Origin of the sequence: Clostridium amylolyticum (genome assembly GCF_900142075.1) — a bacterium.
Taxonomy (GTDB): Bacteria; Bacillota; Clostridia; order Clostridiales; family Clostridiaceae; genus Clostridium_AA; species Clostridium_AA amylolyticum.
On sequence record NZ_FQZO01000003.1, the window covers coordinates 394,959 to 417,821 of the forward strand.

Consider the following 22,863-nt stretch of genomic DNA (forward strand, 5'->3'; position numbering starts at 1 on the left):
ATATTAAGCAATGGATAAAGAAATATGGGAACTATATGGTTATGCCTATATTAATAATAATCACTTTAATCTTGTGCTATAAATATAGGAGTTATATATATTTGATGAATAATCCTGAAGAGCTTAAGGAATTTATTAGTTCTTTTGGATACTATGGAGTAATTGTTTTTTTATTATTTCAAGTTTTACAGGTGGTTATATTCTTTATTCCTGGAGAAGTAATGCAGGTGGCAGGAGGATGGATTTACGGGACTTTAGGAGCCTCTGGCTTATCAATAATAGGAATAAATATAGCATCTATCTTTGTGTTCCTAATTTCAAGAAAATTTGGAAGGCCCTTTGTGGAAAAGGTAGTGGCCAAAAAGCAGTTAGATAACATTGAAAAGGCATTGAGTTCAAAGAGGCTAAATCTAATAGTATTTTTAATTTACTTTTTACCAGGTATTCCAAAGGATTCATCTATTTTTGTCTGCGGTATATCAAAGATAAGCCTTAAAGATTTTTTGATATACTCAACTTTAGGAAGAATTCCAGCCTTAGTATTTTCTTGTTATTTAGGTTCCAGCATGATAAGCCAAAACAAAGTCATCATTATATTATTGGTAAGTGTAGTAGCAATTTTTGGCTTGATAGGTTTATTTAAGGGAGAATATCTGTTAAAAAAGCTTGTTAAAAATTAAGAAAAGAAGTAAGAGAATAGGTAATAAGTAAGAGAATAGGTAAGAGGTAAGAAGTAAAAATTAATGGTAAGAGTGAATAGTTACGAAGCATAATTATTAAAAAACTCTCCGAGTTTTATCCGTAACTCTTCACTCTTCACTCTTCACTCTTATCTCTTACTTCTTACTTTATTTTTTTACTTTATATTATAATTAAAAAGTTACTATTTGATTATAAATTTTAGAACTATATAATAATAGTATATTAGATATACATGAGGTGATTGATATTTTTGGAGAAGATTATTGATACGGATGAAATATATGAAATTTTAAAAAAAGAATTATCAATTTAGAGTATGAGCCAGGACAAGTACTTAATGAAGAAGACGTCGCTAGCGATTTTAATGTTAGCAGAACCCCTGTGAGAAAAATATTTCAGCAGTTAAACGGAGATAAGCTTCTTAATATTATTCCTAGGTTTGGTGCTCAGGTTACCCCCATAGACTTTAAATATATGAAATCGGTATTTGAAGTTACAAGGCAGATGGATCCTTTTGCTGCAAGACTTGCTGTGGATAGAATTTCTCCAAGTCAACTTCAAGAGCTGGAAGAAATAATGGAAAGATTAAATAATTACAATATAAAGGATGACTATCAAAAAGCCATTAAAGATGATGAAAGATTTCATGATATTATTTTCTTAAGCAGTGGTAATGAATGCTTAGCTGAGATACTTACAAGTTTGCATAGGCATACTGAAAGGTTATGGCATTATTCAGAGCAATATTTTGAAACCATGGACTTGTTTACAGATACTCTAAATAAAGTACTTAAAGCCTTAAAAGATAAAAATCATGAAGAGGTAGAAAAATACTCAAGAGAACATATTGATGCCTTTGTAGAAAAATAAAACAAAAGATGTTGTAATAATGATTTAGTACTGATTTAAACTTGAGATTAGCCTTTAAATAAGCTAATCTCAAGTTTTTTATTTGCTTTGATAACCACTGGCTATGCCAGTGGATAAAATGGCTTTAGCTCTGAACAAAAAAACAACTCCTATTCGTTCACCGACACACCGAACATTGTGATGTGTTGAATAAATAACTCGATACTTGGATATTGTCCCTCATTTTCAATGGATTGAATATATCTGGGAGTGTAACCGATTATTTCAGAAAGCTGTTCTCTGGTCATTCCTTTGGCTTCACGGGCTTTCTTGATAGCCCGTCCTATAGGTGTAAAATCAAAGCCAAAATCGTTGTTTCTTTCGTCCATAAGCTCATCACCTTGTACCGATATAATGTTACTATTATAGTGTACAGAGGTAAGAGTTCTTATGAAACCATGTGTATCTCTTTGTATGAGAGATTTAATTTCCTGTTTTAAGAAGTGAAAATTCATATTTGCATAGTTAATATAGTTCGTTTTACCGACTATAATAGATATTGTATGTTATTAAGCAATCTGGTAATATGTCAAGATAATTTTTGAAAAGATTTTGATATGTTTTCTTAAAAAAGGGTACACGAAATAGAACATTCGAATCTTTTAAAATAAAATCGAATGTTAGTTCGACTCGATATGAAATTCGGTGTCTAATTTTTCACCGGTGTACAGTTGGTTTTTGACCAGCAAACCAAAAACGAGTCGTACGAATTTACGAGATGTCAACGCGAGTGCTCTTTTGTGCTGATGTTTCGGAACTTCACTATATTTTTTAGCGTAATAGTCCCGATACTCAGGAACGTGTCTTCTGACACTATTGGCGGCTTCGCCAAGGTAATAACGCAAATAAGCGTTTCCAGCTTTCTTCATGTTGGTGTCTTCTGCATCGAAGTCACCAGATTGGTTTTTCGACCAGGTAAGTCCTGCATATTTAGCTAAAGCATCTGATGAATGAAAGGCATTTATATCGCCGATTTCAGCAATGATTCCAGCAGCAAACACAGGGCCAATACCATCAATTGATTTTAGAATTGTAAGAGCATTTGGATTCATTCCTTTGATCGTTTTTTCAATGGCATCATCAATAGCTTTGATTTCTTTCTTAAAAGTGTCAATACAGTTGAAAGAACTTGCTAAAGAGATGTTTAATGGCTCATAAAGGCATTTATCAAGGCGATAGGAATCCCTTGCAGCTTTCTTCAAAAGCTCAGTTGTTTTGGAAATATCCGTAATCCTATTTCTGCTCTTTTCTGCAATGAATGTAAGCAAATCTTCTTCAGAAGCATCTATAATCTCCTGAGGAGATAAATATTCTGTAAGAATAGCAGATGAGGTGGCACCGTAAATGTTGCTAAATGGTTGGTTTTCGCCCCCAAGGAGCTGTAATTCACTGAATTTCAGATATAAGTTGGAAACCATATATGTTTTCTCTCGGGTAATGCATTCTGTCAGATGCAGGCGATGCCTTGTAAGACGTTTTAAAGCCAGAAACTGGCTGCCACGCCAAGGCTCTGTTTCAATCAATCCGGCTCTTGCAAAATCGGCAATAATAAAGGCATCCAAAGGATCCGTTTTAGCCATGGCAATAAAAGCTTTTCTATAGTTAGCTGTCATTTTTGGATTCAGACAGAAAACGTAGGGCTTGAATGGAAGCAGCATTTCGCAGGTAGAAATGTGATTCGCTATGTGAATGCTATAAACAGAAGTTGATTCCATAGCAATCACAATGGTATTCAGATCAGGATGAGCAACCATACAATCTTTGATTAAAACAGAGAGTTCATCCGCACCAGGCTGGTTGTTGGAGAAAGAGGATTGTATGTATTTGTTTTTATAAAAATCCATCGCATAAACAACGTTGGATTTGGAACTGACATCAATACCGACAAATAAAGTAGACATAAAGTTAATCTTTAACATGATATCACCATCCTTTCCGATTAAGTATTTTTGAAATCTGAAGCAAAAGGTTTATCCCGGGCATCATGCAGTGACCGCAGCCTCGCGTAATCAGCATGCGCCCTGCCAGCTTTTCTTGCTGGAGCTACGGCAGGGGATGAAACATCTGTGTAGGCGGAATGTGCTACATGAGCCAGGCTGAAAGCTTAAAAAGCAGACACAACAAATGTTGGCTGAAAGGAGGGAAAGCAGTGCCTTCGGACATCAGACTCTGCTGATATCATACCACAGGATAATCTTTATAGGATATGTAATTATTAACTGTATAGAAGGAAATAGGATGAGAGGAACCTCTCAGAGATGTCACCTACCTCTATACTATAAAAAAGAATAAGTTTATAACCAGTTTTACTTGGCTATAAACTTATTATACGAGGAGGGTTATCATGTTTGAATATATGACAGTGCAAGAAGCCGCAAAAAAATGGGGAATATCAGAACGACAGGTACAAAAGCTCTGCAAACAAAACCGTATTAAAGATGTTGTTCATCTTAGTCGTGTATTGATTATTCCTAAAAATGGGGAAAAACCTGCTGATGCACGAAGAAAAAGAAGTGAAGAGCAATGAATTATTATATAGTTATGTAACATTGGATTAACATAGATTTTGGTATGATAAAAAGATAGATATAAAGGAGTGTTGAAAATGAGAGTTTTAATTATTGAAGATAATAGAGATCTTTGCTACTCTATGAAAACAGGGCTTGAAAAGCTCGGATTTTATATAGACGCTGCTTTTGATGCAGAAACAGGAGAGGAAAAAGCTTATGTGAATGAGTATGATGTAATTTTATTAGACTTAAATTTGCCGGATAAGGATGGGCTTGAAATATTAAAAGACTTCAGAAAAAGCAATAACAATACGCCGGTCATCATTGTTAGTGCAAGGGACGATATAGAACAACGAACCGTTGGTCTTGATTTAGGCGCAGATGATTACATTACAAAACCATTTCAAATTTCGGAAGTAAGAGCAAGAATACAAGCGGTTATCCGCAGATTTCAAGGGAGAACAACCCCCACCATAAAAATAGACGGATTAGAAATTGAGCCTGCAAAAAGAGTAGCAACATTTAACGGCAAAATTATTCCGCTAAAAGCAAAAGAGTTTGATATTTTAGAATATTTATCTATGAAGTTTCCTACTGTTGTTTCGAGTGAAGAATTGTCAGAACATGTCTATGATGAAAATTTTGACCCGTTTTCTTCTGTGCTTCGGGTACACATTACGCGACTTCGCAAAAAATTGACAGATGCCAGTGGATATGAAATGTTGCAAACAATGAGGGGAAAGGGGTATTACTTATGCGAAAATCAAAAATAATTTTTGTAGTGATTGCATACTCATTGTTGATGACCGCTATATTTGCAGGAGGCTTATTTGTTTTACAGGACTTTCTTAATGCAAATCAGCCCTTGTCATCTTCTCTGGTCTACCAACCATCGAATATGGAATTATATGACAGCTATAACAGCGGGACTATAACGGTGCAGCTTGAAAAAATGATAAACGGAACCGAAATTATGCAGTCATATAATCAGGAATTGTATCGGCATATTTTAACATATGCAACTATGTTTTTTGTGCTATTTCTTGTTTCAGTCGCCATATTGGGTTTTATATTTTATAATTATCAAAAAGAAGAATTAAAAAAAGCAGCAAAGCAGCTACAAAACTCACCAAGAGAAAATGTCATTTCAAACGCTTTGTCTTGGGTGCGCTCTGCATATTCTGTGATGAAGGAGCAATTTGATAGCAATCTGAACTCATATAAACGATTGCACTCATATCTTTCACACGAGCAAAAAAATCAAATTGCAATTTTAAAAGCGAATGTAGAGATCACAAATGACCCGACTAATTTAAGAATACTCAATTCGATTTCTGACAGTATTGATGACATACTGACTTTAAGTGAAAACGAGGGTGCTTCTGATTTATCTGAAATTGATACTGCATTAGTGTGCGCCCAAGTTTGTGATAACTACAAAGGTATGGCAAATATTGAATTCTCGTTTTCGGAAGAAGCCAATACAAATATTTTTGCGAAGGAACGCTGGGTTTACAGAGCTGTCAGCAATCTAATTGATAATGCTGTAAAGTATAGCGGCGGTGGGCTCGTTAAGGTTGATGTTCAAAATAAAAATCATAGCGTTATAATTTCAGTTGAAGATTGTGGAATCGGGATTTCCGAAGAACAAATGCAGCGGATTTTTGAACATAAATATCGGGTCAATGAATTAAATCAAGACGGATATGGAATCGGCTTGTCCTTAGTATCTCATGTCTGTAATCTTTGCGGAGGTTTTGTTTTTGTAGAGAGTAAAATTGATGTAGGGTCAACATTTTATATTTCTTTTCCTGAAGCAGACAACAGTTAACGCTAGGTTAACATTAAATTTGCTATACTGCCTATATCAATAACAGCGCAAAGGAGATGCATTATGTACATTTTAAAAAATGCCGCAAAGAATTTACTGCGTAATAAAGGCAGAAACATTATTATTGCTGTCATCATTTTGGCTATGCTGACAGCAACAGCCGTTTCTATGATTATTAACACAACCACATCCGCTATTATAGAGGATTACAAAAACCGCTTCGGGTCGGAAGTTTATATCCAAACAGATGTGGAAAAATTCAAAGAGATGTCGCAGGGCAAGGGAGAAATGGCTGTAGTTCCTGAGATTATCGACGAGCAAAAGTTATTGTTTGCAGAATCTGAATACTTAAAAGAAACCCGCTTTACCGTCGCATACCCTGCATATGGGGAAAAGCTGAAAGGTTTAGATCAAGACAAAAACTCATCAAGCGGAACGATAGGATATAACCCTGATGAGAACAGTGAATATTATGATGCAAATGTTCAGGTAATTGGTAACTCGAGTTTTCAATCGCTTCAAGATTTTAAAGAGGGGCTTCGTAAAATAACACAAGGTGAGTTATATAAAAACAAATATGAGTGCATCGTCAGCGAAGATTTTGCAAAATTGAACAACCTTAAGGTTGGCGATGAGATAGAAGTAAGAAGTACAGTAAAAAGAGATTCTTTTGCCCCAATGAAACTCAAAATCACAGGTATTTACTTTGATATAACAGAAAGCAAATTTGGAGATTGGGTTTCTGCCGCTACGAATCCCAGAAACGAAATCTTAACATCATACGAAACGATGTTGGATTATAAAGAAAACACAGCTAACAGGAAACAGATCTTTTCTGTATCTGCGACATATTACTTAAAGAACCCCGATATGTTGGAAGCATTTAATAAAGAGGCTCATCAAAAAGGTCTGCACGATGTTTTTGTAATGCAGACTGATGAAGGCACTTATAACCAAATTGTAAAACCCGTAGAAGGCTTATCTAAAACTTCTATTGTGTTTATGACAGTCGTATTGATTTTCGGTTCTGTCATTCTGGTGCTTCTTTCTGTGCTTGCCATACGAGAACGCAAGTATGAAATCGGCGTACTCCGTACTATGGGAATGAAAAAGGCAAAAGTGGTAAGAGGTATCCTTTATGAATCGCTGATAACTATCGGCATATGTCTTGTGATTGGACTATCTATTGGCACAGTTGCTGCGCAGCCAGTTTCGGATATGTTGCTTGATAATCAAATCGAAATGCTTCAAGAATATAACGAAAATAATCCTTATGGAGATACAAATACCACCCTTTCAAAAATTGATGTTTCCTTATCTCCTAAAGCTGTAGCCAGTGTTTCTGCTATTGCAGTTGCCTTAGCAATTGTGTCCAGCTCGGTGGGTATTCTTTATATTACCCGATATGAGCCTATGAAAATACTTTCAGAAAGGAATTAAATCAATGAGTACACTATGTTTAGATAATGTTTCCTATGTTTATGAAGGAACTACAAAAAAGGTTTTAAATGGAGTAAATGCAGATTTTCAAGCTGGTCTATTATATTGTATTATCGGAAAATCAGGTTCTGGTAAAAGCACCCTGTTATCACTGATTTCTGGACTTGATACCTGCACCAATGGAACAGTAATCTATCAGGGGAAAGATATGAAACAGATAGATCGTGATGAATATCGGGCTAAAGACATCGGAGTTATCTTTCAGGGATATAATTTGCTTACAAATGCTACAGCACTTGAAAATGTATTGCTGTCAATGAATATCAGCCAGTGGCAGATGAAGGATAAGAAAAAGTATGCGTTAGAGCTTTTGGCAAAAGTGGGGATCGACAACGAAACTGCCCTTAGAAAGGTGTTAAGACTTTCGGGTGGAGAACAACAGCGTGTTGGTATAGCCAGAGCAATATCCCATAATCCTGATATAATAATCGCTGACGAGCCGACAGGAAATCTTGACGGCGACACCGAAGAAAATATTATGAGTATTTTTTCTTCATTAGCACACGATGCCAATAAATGTGTAATTATTGTAACACACTCAAAAAGTGTTTCGGGCTATGCGGATGAACTTTGGGGATTAAATCAAGGAAAACTTGTTTTCGTGAAGTGAATTTTATCATAAACAAGAAATAACAAGCCATTAAATAGTTGGCTTGTTATTTTCATGTGCGCCCAGCATGGGCGACAGCTTGGTGGTGAAAGTCCACTATGGGGGTTGATAGCACCAACCATTAGCTTACGGCAAGGGTGTCCACCGCGAGGCGGAATCTGAAGGAAGCCTGAAGCAAAACTCTGGTCTGACGAACAGAAATCACATATAAGGCTTACTTAAATCGGGTGAGTTTGCATGACAAAACGAAGCCCTATGCTATCCGAGATTTAAGGAGTAAATGTGGCAGATAGATGGAGTGAAAGCGGTCGTTCTTACCTGGGGAGGTCTCATGAACGTAGGATAATGAACTTAAATCCAACGGTTGAAACAAGATTTATCATGAGAAGTCAGCAGATGTCATAGTACCAGTTTAGTCATGAATAAACTGGGAAGGACTGAACAATAGGAGGTCTTAGAAACTTGAAAAATTCGAAAGAAATGCGAAAACTGCAGAAAACTTCATATAAAGAAGACTGGACATGGCAGGTAGAAGTGGAACTTCAAGAAACCATGGGAGTGCATAGTATCTCTACGGCATTTGAAAGTGGAAAAGACGATGGAAAGCTATACACCAATAACTTACTTGAGAAAATATTGGACAGCGAAAATCTAAGATTAGCTTTTAGAAGAGTAAAATCCAATAAGGGAAGCCATGGAGTGGATGGAATGAAAGTGGATGAACTTCCACAATACTTGAAGCAAAATATAATCTCGCTTAAGAAAAGTATATTGGAGGGGACTTATCGTCCTCACCCTGTCAGAAGGGTGGAAATACCAAAACCTGACGGAGGAATAAGATTGCTTGGAATACCTACTGTAGTTGATAGAATGATACAACAAGCAGTTGCCCAGGTGCTAACTCCTATATTTGAAAAGACCTTTTCAGAAAATAGCTATGGATTTAGACCTAAAAGGGATGCTAAACAAGCTATACGAAAAGCAAAAGAATATATGGAACAAGGCTACAAATGGGTGGTGGACATAGACCTTGCAAAATACTTCGATACTGTGAATCATGATAAGCTCATGGCACTCGTTGCAAGAGAAATCAAAGATAAAAGAGTATTAAAGTTAATAAGGCTATTTTTACAAAGTGGGGTATTGATAAACGGAGTAGTTATTGAAACAGAGGAAGGTTGTCCACAAGGAGGACCTCTAAGTCCACTACTTAGTAACATCATGCTCACCGAACTCGATAGAGAGCTTGAGAAAAGAGGACACAAATTCTGTCGCTATGCTGATGATAACAATATTTACGTCAAAAGCAAGAAATCAGGAGATAGAGTTATGCATAGCATAACAGAATTCATTGAAAACAAACTTAAGCTTAAAGTTAACAAAGATAAAAGTGCAGTAGATAGACCTTGGAAAAGAAAATTTCTAGGGTTTAGCTTCTATCAATGGTACGGCAAGATAGGAATAAGAGTACACGAAAAATCTATAAACAAGTTCAAAGCTAAAATCAGAAATATAACGTCAAGAAGTAATGCTTGGGATATGAATTATAGAATGTTAAAACTCCGCCAGTGCATAGTAGGATGGCTCAATTATTTTAGAATAGCTGATATAGCAAGACTAACAAAAGAGTTAGACGAGTGGACTAGACGAAGGCTTAGAATGTGCTTTTGGAAACAGTGGAAAAAGATTAAGACTAAGCATGATAACTTAAAGAATCTTGGAATTAAAGAAAGCAAAGCGTGGGAATTTGCTAACACAAGGAAAAGCTATTGGCGAATAGCCAACAGCCCCATACTTGCATCAACACTGACCAATTCTTATCTTGAGAAAAATAGGATATACAAGTATTCATAAAAGGTATAAGCAAGTACATTAATTCTTGTTGAACCGCCGTATACCGAACGGTACGTACGGTGGTGTGAGAGGTCGGTAGATAAAATAATTATCTACCTCCTACTCGATTAATATAGTAAACTAAGCATACTAATATTAAATTCAACAGCTGGGCATAGATTGTTAAAATTATATAATTGTAAAACTTGGCTATTATTAAAATATTTGATAAAATTACTAGGACAGAGTAATACTTAAGCGCAGAGTTAAAATCCATATTTATATATACGACTTTAATTTTACGTAGATTACTAATTTTTATTTTTAGTTTTACATTGAGGCGGGAGGTAGTTACTATGAGAAAAACACGAAGCAAAAATAAAAAGAAAGAACAAAAGATACTCATAGGTTCTGTTGCGGTGTTAGGTAGTTTACTTGTTATATATTTGTCTATGTCCTTTTACTTTATGAAGCGTTTTTATTTCGGTACCATTATTAATGGGGTAAAGGCTGGGGGAAAAACCGTAGATTTAGTAAATAATCAAATAGCTAAGAGTATTGATAAGTATACCTTGACATTAGAAGAGAGGAAAGAAATAAAGGAAGAGATAAGGGGTGCTGATATAGGCTTAAAATACAGTGAAGTATATAAAGTTGAAGAGGTAAAAAGCAAGCAAAGTCCCTTTAAATGGCTTACAGGATCCTTCAATAAAAAAAATTATACCTTGTCTGAAATTATTTCCTTCGATGAAAAGTTGCTAAAAGAGAAGATTGATAATTTAAGCTGTTTTGTGGGAAAGGACATAACCGAGCCTAAGGATGCAGGCTTTAAATATACAGACAAGGGATATGAAATAGTAGAAGAGGTTAATGGAAATAAGGTTATTAAAGAAAAGTTATTGGAGGAGGTAAAGCAAGGCATTATCAACTTAAAAAGATCTTTAGACCTAGATAAAGCTGACTGTTATGAAAAGCCTAAATATACTAAGAATTCTAAAGAAATTATAGATACTAATAACCTTCTTAATAAATATATTTCTTCTAAAATCACTTATACTTTCGGGGACAATGAAGAAGTGTTGGATGCATCAGAGTTTAATACTTGGATTAAGGTGGATGAAAACTTAGGAGTTACTATTGATGAGGAAAAGGTGAAAAACTATGTAAAAATTTTATCTGGTAAATATGACACCTATGGTACTACTAGAAGTTTTAGTACCTCCACTGGAAAAGTAATAAATATAAAAGGCGGAAATTATGGATATAGAATAAATAGAAGTAAAGAATCCAGTGAAATAATGGAAGCTATAAAGCAGGGAGAAACTGTAAAGAAGAAGCCATCCTACTCCCAAACTGCCAAGGGTTCCTTAAGCAATGATATTGGAAATACTTATGTGGAAATCGATATGTCCAAGCAGCATCTGTGGCTTTATAAAAACAAAACCCTTTTAGCAGAGGGGGATATAGTTACAGGGAATATGTCGAAAAATTATTCAACTCCTGCAGGAACTTATAGGCTAACTTATAAGCAGAAAGATGCTACGTTAAAGGGTACTGATTACGAGACACCGGTAAGTTATTGGATGCCCTTTAACGGAAATATAGGACTTCACGATGCTACTTGGAGGAAAACCTTTGGAGGGAATATTTATCAGAAAGATGGTTCTCATGGTTGTGTAAATGCTCCATTTGGTTTAGCGGAAATTGTATTTAATAATATTGAAGCTGGAACTCCAGTGGTTTGTTATTATTAATAAATAATAAGTAAGAAGTAATGAGTAATAGCTGAATATAAGAATTGAAAGAAATTCTTTTACATTAGTAAAAAATAAAGAGCATATCCAGTGAATATCAACGTAAACTGGACATGCTCTTTTTTATATAAACAAGCTCTCTAAATCTTCTTGTGTCATTTTAGTCATAACATTGTCTTCGTTCATATCTTCATTAATGACATTATTGATAATCCTTTTCTTTTCTTCTTGAAGGTTAAAAATCTTTTCTTCTATAGTGCCTTTAGCTAAAAGCTTTATAACCTCTACAGTTTTTTTTTGACCTATTCTATGGGCTCTGTCAGTGGCCTGTTCTTCTACTGCAGGATTCCACCAGGGATCAAAATGTATTACCGTATCAGCCCCTGTAAGGTTTAATCCTGTACCTCCAGCTTTTAAGGATATTAAGAAAAGTTTTGCATCTCCAGTATTAAACTCTTTACATAAATCCATTCTATCTTCACTTTTGGTGTTACCATCTAAGTATAAATACTTGATACTGTTTTTATCTAATATCTTAGTGATGTTTTTAAGAACAGAAGTAAATTGGGAAAATAGGAGTATCTTATGTCCTTGTTCTAGACTTTCCTCTACTAGGTCATTAAGTGCTAGCATTTTTCCACTTTCTCCTTTAAAGCCTTCTACAAACACTGAAGGATCACAGCAGATTTGTCTTAACCTAGTAAGCACTGAGAAAATTTTGATTTTGCTTTTGTTAAAGCCCTTACCCTTAATTTCTTCATCAATTTCATTCTTGGCAGAAGCTAAGTAAGCTGCATAAAGTTTTTTCTGCTCATCAGTCATATCCACCACTAAGTTATGTTCTATCTTAGGAGGAAGTTCTTTCAGCACATCCTTTTTCATCCTTCGCAGTATAAAGGGCTTAATATGCCTGTTTAATTCTTCTAAAGCTTCATTATCCTGATTTTTTACTATAGGATTCTCATAGAGCTTTGAAAATTTGCTGTGAGAAAGCAAATACCCAGGCATAATGAAGTCAAAAATAGACCAAAGCTCTGTTAAGGAATTTTCCATTGGGGTTCCTGTAAGAGCAAAGTATCCTTCTGCTTTTATCCTTTTAACGGAATTTGCATTTTGTGAGGATGCATTTTTTATTTGCTGTGCCTCATCTAAAATGCAGTATTTAAAGTTTATGTTTTCATACTCATCTATATCTCTTCTAATTAAAGGATATGAAGTAATCACTATGTCAGAGTTTCCTACTTCTTCCATAAGCTCTTCTCTCTGCTTTTTGGATCCTGACATTACAAGTACCTTAAGCTCCGGTGTAAATTTTTCAATTTCGCTCTGCCAATTATATAATAGTGAGGTAGGAGCTACCACCAAGGAAGGCTTTTCTCCTATTTCAGAAGCTAAAAAGGCTATGGTTTGAAGGGTTTTACCTAAGCCCATCTCATCGGCTAAGATTCCTCCAAAGCCGTAATAGGATAAGGTTTTAAACCATTTGAAACCAATTTTTTGATAGTTTCTCATTACCTTATTAAGATATTCAGGTGGATTGTAGTCCATTTCCTTAATGTCTCTAATATTATTAGTAAGCTCTCTAAAATCCTTACTTCTTTGTATATAATTCATATCTTGGTCTTTTATCTTTTGATCAAGATATAATGCATTATATTTGGAAAGGAGTATCTTATCATTTAAAAAATCCTTATCTTTTATTCCAAGATAATCCATTACCTCTACAATATTCTTTATACCATCATCTTCTAAAGTTACAAAGCCGCCTTTTTTAAGCTTGTAATATTTTTTCTTTTCTCTTAAAGCATTAAAAATATTGGTAAGCTCTTCTTTATCTACGCCTTCTAGTTCGAAGGTAAACTCTAGGAGATTTTCATTATTAAGTCTTATTCCTGCTTTAAGGTTTGACTTTCCATATAGTCTAATATTTTTAAAGCTTTCAGAATAATAAACTTCACCAAGGTCTTGAAGTTTATTTACCCCTTCATTAAGAAAGCTCACTATGTTTTTTTCATTTCTCATTACATAGAAATTTGAATCTTTTTCAAAGCCAAAGCTTCTTAGCACTTGGTGGCATATCTCTTCCTTCTCTATATCCCTTACCAGAATGCCTTTATCTTTATTAATTTCATTTTGTAAGAAAGGATAAATTTCTATATCACCATAGTTGTACTTAAGGCTAGCGGTGATAAAATCATCCTTCTTATCCAGATAAGTGCTTACTAAAAGCTCAGTTTCATAAAAGGCCTCTTTTATGCTTTTGTCCACATTAACTTCCTTTGATAGCTTTTTAAGCATGGGGAGCAAGTAGGAAGCCACTTTTTCCCCTTCCTCTTTGCCTATGATAAGTTTGTTATTTCTTTTATTATTAATTAAATTATATAGGGGTTCATACATTTTAACTTGACTTTCACTAGGAATATAAAAATTACCATCGTAGAAAAATACCTTTTTAGCTCCATCAACGGGGTAAGGCATGGTGCTTTCCTGGGATAATTCAATGATTTGTTTGTTCATACCTAGATTAAACCTAAGAGGAAGGTCTCCTTCTATTATTTTCACATTTATATATTCTTTACTATTAATTTCAGCATTTATGGTTCTTTCTTTAGCTAACTTAAAAAATCTATATATTAATTTATCTGTTAGTAAAAATTTTTTTCCGGTAAAGACTGAGTTTGAGTATGAAGGGTAGTAGCCATAGGGGTTTTCGCGTTCCTCTTCAAGTTCTCTAAGCTCTAAAAACATCTGGATTATTTTTTCATCTGTTTCATTGAATTTTTGTATAGAGGGATCATAAGTAAAATTCTTACCAAACTCTAGATTTTCCTCTAATAAAACAGCATATAAAAACTTCTTCATGCTTTTTACTACATAGTTTTTTTCTAAACCTAACTTTAATTCTATATTGGGTCTTAAGGAAAGCTTATCATTAATAAAATTTATCTCTAAATTAAGTTCTCTTTTATACTCTTTACTATCCTTTGAAATATTTTTTATTTCATTAATAAGGGTATCAATTTCATTTATTTGAGAATTTATTTGTGCATTTCTTTGATATTCATTAATATATTTTAATAATACTGCAGTTATATGTTTGCAAGGACCATATTCTTTATTATCATCACAACTACAGCTAACACCAGTCTTATTTGTACTTTTATCTAACTCTATATAAACTTCATAACTGTTAAATCCGTTAAAAGAAATTACATTGCTGCTTATTTCCACTATATTATCTTTTTTTCTCCAGATGGTGTTATCTGCATTGATTTTAAGTTCTTCCACGTATCCGCCATCATAATATTTCATTGCTTTTCTATAGGTTATGTCATCTACCCAGCTTTTTATTGTCTGTATATTTAAAAACAAAATTACTACCTCCAAGCATAGGTTTAGGGAACTGTCCCTTTTATTTTTCTTTAAGTATTATATCATTAATTATTTGGCCTTAGGCATTAAATTCATAACAAATACAAAACTTTTACTTATATTCAGTGGCAATATAGTATTAATGTTGTAATCTTTCCATTATAATGTAAGAAAAGGGGGTAAGATTATGAGTTACAAATATGAATTTGTAATGGGAGATGAAGAACTTCCTTTAAAAGCTATAATACATAGTGTCAATGAATTTAATTTACACTGGCATAATAAATTTGAAATTCTAATTGTATTAGAAGGAAGTGTAAATGTGAGCATAGGTAAAGAAAACTATGTTCTTTATGAGGAGGATGTTATATTAATTAATTCTAACGAGATCCATGCTACCAGCAGAAATGAAGATAAAAATATATTACTGGCACTGCAAATTGATCCTGAATTTTATATTAGCTGTTATTCTAAATTTAAAAATATGAAGTTTCATAATAAACCTATAAATGAAAAGGGTTATGATGGGGATAATCTAAATATTCTTAAACAATATATTGCAAATGTTGTGTGGTGTTTAAATAAAAAGAATAACGGATACAAGCTAGTAGTCGGCAGCTATTTACTTCTTTTAGGGGAATATTTAATTAATAATTTTAAATATGCACTGCTAGAAGATAGGGATGAAATTACTGATGGTGACCTTATTAGAATAAAAAATATAATAGATTATACCAACGAAAATATAGGCAGGAATATTACCTTGAAGGAAATTGCTGAAAATATGCATCTCAGTTATCATTTTTTATCTCATTTTATTAAAGAGAAGATAGGTATGTCCTTCCAAGAATACCTAAACAGCATACGCTTGAACAAAGCGGTAAAACTGCTTTCCAAGGATGACCAAAGTATAACCAGCATAGCTTATGCCAGCGGCTTTCCCAGTGTAAATTCCTTTAATAGGCTATTTAAAAAGTACTATAATTATTCTCCCAGTGAATATAGAGACAATTTATTAAGCTCTAAGTCCAAGGATGATAATGTTTTACAGGTGAATAATGAAATAGGAAGTTACTTAGAGGTGGATAGAAATGCTGCCTTAAAAAAGCTTTATGGTTATCTTAAAGTATCCCCTAGAGAAGCTAAAGAAGACTATAGCCACGGAGAGGATTTAAAGCTTATTTCTATAGATTTAAATCAAGAGGGACAGGACTTTAGCCATTACTGGAAGAAGATAATAACCTTTGGCAGGGCTTCTGAAGGGTTAAGGAGTAATCTCCAAGGTCAGTTTAGAGAGCTTCAGAGGGAAATAGGTTTTGAATATGTAAGATTTCATGGAATTTTTATGGATGAAATGATGATATACAATGTTTCACTAGAAGGAAAGGTAGAGTATAACTGGAGCTACGTGGACAATCTCTTTGATTTTTTTAAGGAGATTAATATTAAGCCTTTTATTGAGCTTACCTTTATGCCCAGTGAATTGAAGAGAACAGAGGATACTATTTTCTTTTGGAAAGGTAATATCTCTCCTCCAAGGGATATAAATTTATGGACAGATCTTGTAAAAGCCTTTGTAAAGCACTGCATAAACAGGTACGGTGTAAAGGAAGTAGAGACTTGGTATTTTGAGATTTGGAATGAGCCAGAGCTTAAATACGTCTTTTGGGCTGGCAGTGATGAGGAATACTTTGAGTTTTATAAAGAAACCACTAAGGCTATAAAATCTATTTTAGGAAAGCTTAAGGTAGGAGGACCATCCATAACTCATGGGGCTATATTAGGAAGTACTTATATAGATAGGTTTTTAGACTATTGCAGCAAAGAGGGAATAGTAATAGATTTTATTTCTTTACATATATATCCGGAGTATCTTCTCCTTGATGCAATAGATGAATCAATATTAGAGCAATTAGATGATGAAGATAAATTAAATCTGATACCCTTGGTAAAGAAGATTTATCATGGCGAAAATAATACCTTTAATACTTTAAATACAGTAAATAATAAAATATTAGAAATTTTAAATTATAAGCCTGAAATTCATGTTACCGAGTGGAATGCTTCTTCTTCCAATGGAAATTTAATTCATGATACAAGCTATGTGGCAGCTTTTATAATAAAAAATGTGCTGCAATGCATAGGAAATACTAATTCTTTGGGATATTGGACTTTTACAGATTTGATGGAAGAACAAAAGCTTGGAATTTCATCCTTCCACGGAGGATTTGGACTTATTAATAAAGAAGGCTTAAAAAAAGCATCTTATTATGGATATTATCTATTGTCAAAGTTAGGCGATAGCATAATAAAAAGAGGAGAAGATTACATAGTAACTAAAAAGGATGATAGTATACAGATATTAGCCTATAATTATGCATTTTTTGATGAGCTGTTTTTACACGGAGATGTGTCTGCTTTAACTCATAAAGATAGATATTCCATTTATGAGAACAAACCATTAAAAGAAATTGAATTTACTTTAAATGGTCTTGAAGGAGATTATAAAATTACAAGCTATAAGCTAAATAGAGAACATGGCTCTGTATACGATGAGTGGATTAAATTAGGAGCTCAGGAGAATATGAACTTTGAAGAAATCAGTTATTTACAAGGAATATCTAAACCAAAAATGGAGATAAGAGAATTAGAGCTATATGGGGAATATAGGGATAAAATCAATATACCAGTACATGGAGCAGAATTAATAATACTGGAAAAGAGGATTTAGAAGCTAAAAACTAAATAGAGCAAATATTAGTATGTGTTTTAGCAATAATTATATAGTCTGATAATGAGTATATAGGTAAAATAATTACTATAAAGTATATAATGATTATTAACTAATATTTTTAGTTAATAATCATTATTTTTATATTGATTTTTATTTAGTATTATTTTATTATTAGTAATGTCGTAAAAAATGTAAATTCATTAGGTAGTTTTACTATAGCAATATTTATTATTTAGCAAAGTTATGTAAAATTAACTACTAATTTATTAAAGGAGACATAGAAGCATATACTTATCTGGGCACTTTGTATATGTGGAGTCGCTAGTGCAACCGACCTTAATTGTATTAAGGTCGGTTTTTTATTTTTTAAATTATTAATTATAAAGATTATGAAAGGAGATATATTATGAGAAAGAAGAGGTATAAGTTTAAGCGAAAGAAAAAAATGTCCGTGGTGGTAGCTTTACTTGCTGTGGTTTTTCAACTTTTTTCTATTTTCCCAGCAGTGGCGGTTAAATCTGCTGATACCACAAACAACTTCCCATTTATAACTGAAGTAACTTTAACTGATGGTAATGGGAACCTAATAAATGAGGCATCAAACCCAATAAAGAAAAATGCTGAGGTTAAATTAACTTATAAATTTACCATTCCAAATGAAGGAACGGTAAAAAAAGGTGATACCTATACCATGCAGATACCTAAGGAAATACAAATAATAAGCGAGTTAAAGTTCCCCATTACCATAGATAATGGTGATACCATTGCCAATGTAACCATTGGTACTGATGGAAAGGTTAATATTACTTTTACTGAATTTGCCGAAAGCAATTCCAATGTTTCAGGATACTTTTATATTGATACTCAATTTGATCCTAATAAAATAGGGGGGCCAAATCCAGTACCTATTAAATTTGAAATTGGAGGAAGCTCTGAGCCATATATAATTAATGTAAACTTTGAGCAGCCAGAAGCTCCAAAGGCTTCTGTGAAAAAGGAAGGCAGTTATGATACTTCTAAAAATGAGATTACTTGGAAGGTGACAATAAATCCTGAAAATGTTAAGGTTAATAATGCTCAAATCCTGGACAACATTTCAGATGGTCAGGAATTTATACCAGGCTCTGTGATAATAAATGGAGCTAATGCGGACACAACTAATTATAGCTATGATACTAGCAGTAAAAAGTTAACTTATAATTTTCCAGATGTAATAGATAAACAACAAGTAATGACATTTAAGACTAAGGTAGTCAATCCTAAGGCTTTTGAATCTGAAGGCACTACAGTATACGAGTATAATAAAGCAACTTTTAACCATGATGGAACTTCTAAAGTATCTAATGAGGCATCAGTTAAGATTGTTACAGACTTTATTAGAAAAGACGGTAAATATGATCAAAAAACCAAGAGAATTAATTGGACTATTTATGTAAACAATAATGCTCAATATATCCCCAATGCTGTGGTTACAGATGATATACCAGAGGGGTTAACTTTTACACCAGGCAGCGTTAAGATAGATGGAAGTCCAACCAATGACAATTATACTGTAAATGGACAAAAATTCGTCTATACTTTCCCAGGTGCTATTAATGAGCCTCATAAAATTGAATTTTCCACAGATGTAACGGATAAAGGGGCTTTTAATTCAAATGATTGGAAAACCTATAATAATAAAGTAACACTAACAGGTACTGGAGTTCCAGGTAATTCTTCAGACAATAAAGGTGTTGGAGTGCCTACTAGCGTTATTTATAAGAATGGAGTAGGGTACAACCCAGCCACAGGAGAAATTACTTGGCAAGTTGTGGTAAATAGTAATAAGATAGCTATAAAAAATGCTGTGGTGACAGATGATATAAGATTAGGACAAGAATATGTGGAAAATTCTGCTACTATAGATAAAAGCACCCCTGGTGGAAGCTTTAACTATGTAAAAGCAGGTGAAGGAGATTCTCAAAAAACTGGAACATTAACATATGCCTTTAATGGTGATATTAATGAAACTTATGTAATAACTTTTAAAACTAAAGTAACAGATCCTAAGGTTTTTGCAGGAAACAGAAGTGAAAAATATTATAATGTTGCCAAATTAACAGGAGACAATATTGTAACCTCTACAGGTCAAGGTGAACAAAAAGTAGATAGCCAGGTTATAAACAAGACAAGTGCAGCTTATGACTATGTTAAAAGAGAACTTACCTGGAAGGTGGTAGTGAATAATAACAAAATGACACTTCATAATGCTTATTTTACAGATGTTATAAAGGAAGGTCAGGAATTTGTACCTAATTCTGTGAAGATTAATGGAAATCCAGCGGAAGCATCAAATTATGTTTATGATGAAGCTACCAAAACGTTAAGATATAATTTCCCTAGTGAAATTAAAGATGAACAGATAGTAACCTTTAAAACTAAAATCACCGATGATTCCATTTTTAAAACTAATGGAGAAAAGGAGATTAGTAATACTGTAAAGCTAGTAACTGATTTAGTACCTGGCGGTGTAGAAAGTACCGGCACAGGAAAGATAAAGAATACTTTAATAGGAAAGACAGCTGATTATAAAACAGGTAATAATTATATTGATTGGAATGTAACCATTAACTCTAATAAAATCTTAATTAAGGATGCTGTTTTAACAGATATACTTCAAGAAGGACTTGAGCTAGATACTACTTCTGTAAAGTTGTACAAGCAGACATTAAGTGAAGATGGAGCTCTAGTAAAAGGAGAAGAAGTTCCTTTAGATGGCAGGAATATAAAATATAACTCTGAAACTAGAGAATTTACCTTTACTTTGCCTGCTATCACAGAAGAAGCATATATTTTAACCTTTAGAACCGAGGTTATAGACAAGAAAAAATCACCTTTCACTAATTCCATATCCTTTAAAGGAACAGGGTTAACAGAATCTACAGAATCCGGTAAGGTGGATGTAGTATTCCAAGGAGCTGGCGGCGGTGGTGTAGGTGAGACCGGCAGCATTAAGTTTATAAAAGTGGATAAAAACAATGAAAATATAAAGCTTCAGGGAGCAGTATTTGAATTATTAGACAAGTATCAAAATGTTATAAGGATCTCAGGAGCTACTGGAGAAAATGGAGAGGCTTTATTTGATAGGTTAAAGTTTGATATAGACTATTATGTAAGAGAAAAGTCTGCTCCTACAGGATATCTTCTAAGTGATGAAGTATATAGATTCCAGCTTAAAAATGCTGTAGATGGAAAAAATATAACCTATAATTATAAAAATCAAATAATTACTGGTGATATTGAATTCTATAAAACTGGGGAAAATAATGATAAGCTAAAAGATGCGGAGTTTACCCTGTATAAGCTTTCAGATACTGGTTATAAAAATCCTATAGCCACAGCTATAAGTGATGACAGTGGAAAAGTAGAATTTAAAAATGTGGAATACGGAGAATATGCAATAAAAGAAACAAAGGCACCAGAAGGATATAATCTTTCCTCGGAAATATTAAAGGCTGCTATTACTGAAGGAGGAAAAGTTGTAAAAGCAAATCCTTATAGTATCCCTAATACTAAAATAAGAGGAAATATAGAATTTACTAAATTAGGGGAAGGCAAAAATCCATTACAAGGTGCAGAGTTTAAGCTTTACAAAGAAGCGGATACAAGCTACGAAAATGCTGTAGCTGAAGCTATAAGTGATGGAAGCGGAAGAGTAGAGTTTAAAAATGTAGAGTATGGTAAGTACGTTATTAAAGAAACAAAGGCACCAAAAGGATATGTTCTTTCAGGGGAAGTATTAGCTGCTAATATAACTAAAAATGGTGCTACAGTAAAAGCAAACCCTGAAAGTATTTCTAATAAAATAATAAGAGGTAATATAGAATTTACCAAACTAGGTGAAGTGGAGGATCCACTAAGTGGAGCTGAATTTGCTCTTTATTATGAAGCAGATAAGAACTTTGAAAATCCTGTTTTCAAGGCTGTAAGCGATGAAAACGGAAAAGTAGAGTTTAAAGATGTAGAATATGGTAAGTATGTGATTAAAGAAACCAATCCACTAGAAGGATATCTTCTTTCAGAGGAAATATTAACAGCTGAAATAATTGAAAATGGTGTTGTGGTAAAAGCTAATCCAGAAAGCATCTCCAACACAAAGATAAGAGGAAATATAGAATTTACTAAACTAGGAGAAAATAAGGATCTATTACCTGGAGCAGAATTTACTCTTTACAGCAAAGAGGACAAGAACTTTGAAAATCCTATATTCACTGCTATAAGTGATGAAGAAGGAAAAGTAGAGTTTAAGAATGTAGAATATGGTAAGTATGTAATTAAAGAAACCAAAGCACCAGAAGGATACAATCTTTCACAGGAAGTTTTAACTGCTAATATCACCGAAGAGGGTGTTACAGTAAAAGCAAATCCAGAAAGTATTTCTAATACTAAAATTAGAGGTTCAGTTCAGGTGAAAAAGCTAGACCAAAATAATAAGCCACTTCAAGGAGCTGAGTTCACATTATACGATGTAGAAGGCAAGGAAATTAAAACTTCTGTGTCAGGAGAAGATGGTGTGGTACTATTTGAAAATATAGTTTATGGGGAATATACCATAAAAGAAACAAAGGTTCCTGAAGGATATCTAGCTGCAGAAGGTGATATAAAAGTATTTGTGGATAAAGACGGAGAGTTGTACACATATGAGGTAGTAAATAACAGAATTAAGGGAGTAATTGTAATTACCAAGACTGACATGAAAGGAAAGCTACTTCCTGGGGCAGAGTTTACTTTATATGACAGAGATGGCAAGGAAGTAACTACAGTTGTTTCTGATAAAGATGGAGTTGCAACCTTTAAGGATGTGGATTATGGTAGCTACACCATTAAAGAAACCAAAGCTCCTAAGGGCTATATTCTAGAAAAAGAGATATTAGAAGTTAAGGTTAATACTCCTGAAACTCAAGGGTTTACTGTTAAGAATGAAGCTGAAAAGCTTATTGATAAGGTAGTTAACAACCTGCCTAAGACTGGTACTTCTAACGCTAGGGCTATAAGTATCATTGGAACATTAATAATTCTCAGTGGTATTGGATTATTCTTAAAGAGAAATAGAGCAAAGTAAAATATAA

Annotated in this window: 14 protein-coding genes and 1 riboswitch; of the genes, 11 read left to right on the forward strand and 3 right to left on the reverse strand. The window is 33.6% G+C overall.

Features of this window, described 5'->3' with window-relative positions:
- The first annotated feature begins 104 nt into the window (after positions 1–104).
- A complete protein-coding gene (locus BUA82_RS09045; RefSeq protein WP_242948954.1) occupies positions 105–680 on the forward strand; it encodes a TVP38/TMEM64 family protein in 576 nt (191 codons plus the stop codon).
- Positions 681–1,005: 325 nt separating this feature from the next.
- Positions 1,006–1,572, forward strand: a complete 567-nt coding sequence (locus tag BUA82_RS09050; protein ID WP_242948955.1) for a GntR family transcriptional regulator — start codon at positions 1,006–1,008, stop codon at positions 1,570–1,572.
- A gap of 149 nt (positions 1,573–1,721) precedes the next feature.
- On the opposite strand, the gene BUA82_RS09055 is transcribed toward BUA82_RS09050, so the two are convergent.
- Both BUA82_RS09055 and BUA82_RS09060 read right to left on the reverse strand, forming a co-directional pair.
- Entirely contained in the window at positions 1,722–1,940 is a 219-nt protein-coding gene (locus BUA82_RS09055; protein ID WP_083599861.1) for a helix-turn-helix transcriptional regulator, read from the reverse strand.
- A gap of 291 nt (positions 1,941–2,231) precedes the next feature.
- Positions 2,232–3,530 carry an IS110 family RNA-guided transposase gene (locus BUA82_RS09060; protein WP_073006826.1) on the reverse strand — a complete coding sequence of 433 codons (1,299 nt, stop codon included), beginning with the start codon at positions 3,528–3,530 and terminating at the stop codon, positions 2,232–2,234.
- Positions 3,531–3,955: 425 nt separating this feature from the next.
- Between BUA82_RS09060 and BUA82_RS09065 the strand changes: the two genes are divergently transcribed.
- The 7 genes from BUA82_RS09065 to BUA82_RS09095 all read left to right on the forward strand — a co-directional run bounded on the left by BUA82_RS09065 (position 3,956) and on the right by BUA82_RS09095 (position 11,649).
- Positions 3,956–4,138 carry a helix-turn-helix domain-containing protein gene (locus BUA82_RS09065; RefSeq protein ID WP_073006827.1) on the forward strand — a complete coding sequence of 61 codons (183 nt, stop codon included), beginning with the start codon at positions 3,956–3,958 and terminating at the stop codon, positions 4,136–4,138.
- A gap of 78 nt (positions 4,139–4,216) precedes the next feature.
- Positions 4,217–4,894 carry a response regulator transcription factor gene (locus tag BUA82_RS09070; RefSeq protein WP_073006828.1) on the forward strand — a complete coding sequence of 226 codons (678 nt, stop codon included), beginning with the start codon at positions 4,217–4,219 and terminating at the stop codon, positions 4,892–4,894.
- Complete coding sequence (locus tag BUA82_RS09075) at positions 4,876–5,952, forward strand: sensor histidine kinase (protein ID WP_073006829.1); 1,077 nt, start codon at positions 4,876–4,878, stop codon at positions 5,950–5,952. The genes BUA82_RS09070 and BUA82_RS09075 overlap by 19 nt, the downstream gene beginning before the upstream one ends.
- A gap of 63 nt (positions 5,953–6,015) precedes the next feature.
- The gene (locus tag BUA82_RS09080) at positions 6,016–7,392 is read left to right on the forward strand and encodes an ABC transporter permease (RefSeq protein WP_073006830.1); all 1,377 of its coding nucleotides are present in this window, start codon (positions 6,016–6,018) and stop codon (positions 7,390–7,392) included.
- 4 nt (positions 7,393–7,396) lie between these two features.
- Positions 7,397–8,062 carry an ABC transporter ATP-binding protein gene (locus tag BUA82_RS09085; protein WP_073006832.1) on the forward strand — a complete coding sequence of 222 codons (666 nt, stop codon included), beginning with the start codon at positions 7,397–7,399 and terminating at the stop codon, positions 8,060–8,062.
- Positions 8,063–8,524: 462 nt separating this feature from the next.
- Complete coding sequence (gene ltrA, locus BUA82_RS09090; RefSeq protein ID WP_423230451.1) at positions 8,525–9,916, forward strand: group II intron reverse transcriptase/maturase; 1,392 nt, start codon at positions 8,525–8,527, stop codon at positions 9,914–9,916.
- 335 nt (positions 9,917–10,251) lie between these two features.
- Complete coding sequence (locus tag BUA82_RS09095; protein ID WP_073006834.1) at positions 10,252–11,649, forward strand: L,D-transpeptidase family protein; 1,398 nt, start codon at positions 10,252–10,254, stop codon at positions 11,647–11,649.
- Between the two features lie 123 nt (positions 11,650–11,772).
- Here BUA82_RS09095 and BUA82_RS09100 read toward each other — a convergent pair whose 3' ends face one another.
- The gene (locus BUA82_RS09100) at positions 11,773–15,021 is read right to left on the reverse strand and encodes an SNF2 helicase associated domain-containing protein (RefSeq protein ID WP_242948948.1); all 3,249 of its coding nucleotides are present in this window, start codon (positions 15,019–15,021) and stop codon (positions 11,773–11,775) included.
- 187 nt (positions 15,022–15,208) lie between these two features.
- On the opposite strand from BUA82_RS09100, the gene BUA82_RS09105 reads away from it, so the two are divergent.
- A complete protein-coding gene (locus tag BUA82_RS09105) occupies positions 15,209–17,752 on the forward strand; it encodes a GH39 family glycosyl hydrolase (protein WP_073006836.1) in 2,544 nt (847 codons plus the stop codon).
- Positions 17,753–18,017: 265 nt separating this feature from the next.
- A riboswitch (cyclic di-GMP riboswitch) is annotated at positions 18,018–18,100 on the forward strand.
- A 61-nt stretch (positions 18,101–18,161) separates the two neighbouring features.
- On the forward strand, positions 18,162–22,856 hold the full coding sequence (locus BUA82_RS09110; RefSeq protein WP_073006837.1) for a SpaA isopeptide-forming pilin-related protein: 4,695 nt from the start codon (positions 18,162–18,164) through the stop codon (positions 22,854–22,856).
- Positions 22,857–22,863: the final 7 nt, after the last annotated feature.

What these genes read in the sequence shown, in the direction of transcription:
- BUA82_RS09085 (WP_073006832.1), top strand. Translation starts at nt 7,397, where the DNA reads ATGAGTACACTATGTTTAGATAATGTTTCCTATGTTTATGAAGGAACT.
- BUA82_RS09095 (WP_073006834.1), top strand. Translation starts at nt 10,252, where the DNA reads ATGAGAAAAACACGAAGCAAAAATAAAAAGAAAGAACAAAAGATACTC.
- BUA82_RS09110 (WP_073006837.1), top strand. Translation starts at nt 18,162, where the DNA reads ATGAGAAAGAAGAGGTATAAGTTTAAGCGAAAGAAAAAAATGTCCGTG.
- BUA82_RS09105 (WP_073006836.1), top strand. Translation starts at nt 15,209, where the DNA reads ATGAGTTACAAATATGAATTTGTAATGGGAGATGAAGAACTTCCTTTA.
- BUA82_RS09045 (WP_242948954.1), top strand. Translation starts at nt 105, where the DNA reads ATGAATAATCCTGAAGAGCTTAAGGAATTTATTAGTTCTTTTGGATAC.
- BUA82_RS09055 (WP_083599861.1), bottom strand. Translation starts at nt 1,940, where the DNA reads ATGGACGAAAGAAACAACGATTTTGGCTTTGATTTTACACCTATAGGA.
- BUA82_RS09075 (WP_073006829.1), top strand. Translation starts at nt 4,876, where the DNA reads ATGCGAAAATCAAAAATAATTTTTGTAGTGATTGCATACTCATTGTTG.
- BUA82_RS09060 (WP_073006826.1), bottom strand. Translation starts at nt 3,530, where the DNA reads ATGTTAAAGATTAACTTTATGTCTACTTTATTTGTCGGTATTGATGTC.
- BUA82_RS09065 (WP_073006827.1), top strand. Translation starts at nt 3,956, where the DNA reads ATGTTTGAATATATGACAGTGCAAGAAGCCGCAAAAAAATGGGGAATA.
- BUA82_RS09070 (WP_073006828.1), top strand. Translation starts at nt 4,217, where the DNA reads ATGAGAGTTTTAATTATTGAAGATAATAGAGATCTTTGCTACTCTATG.
- BUA82_RS09080 (WP_073006830.1), top strand. Translation starts at nt 6,016, where the DNA reads ATGTACATTTTAAAAAATGCCGCAAAGAATTTACTGCGTAATAAAGGC.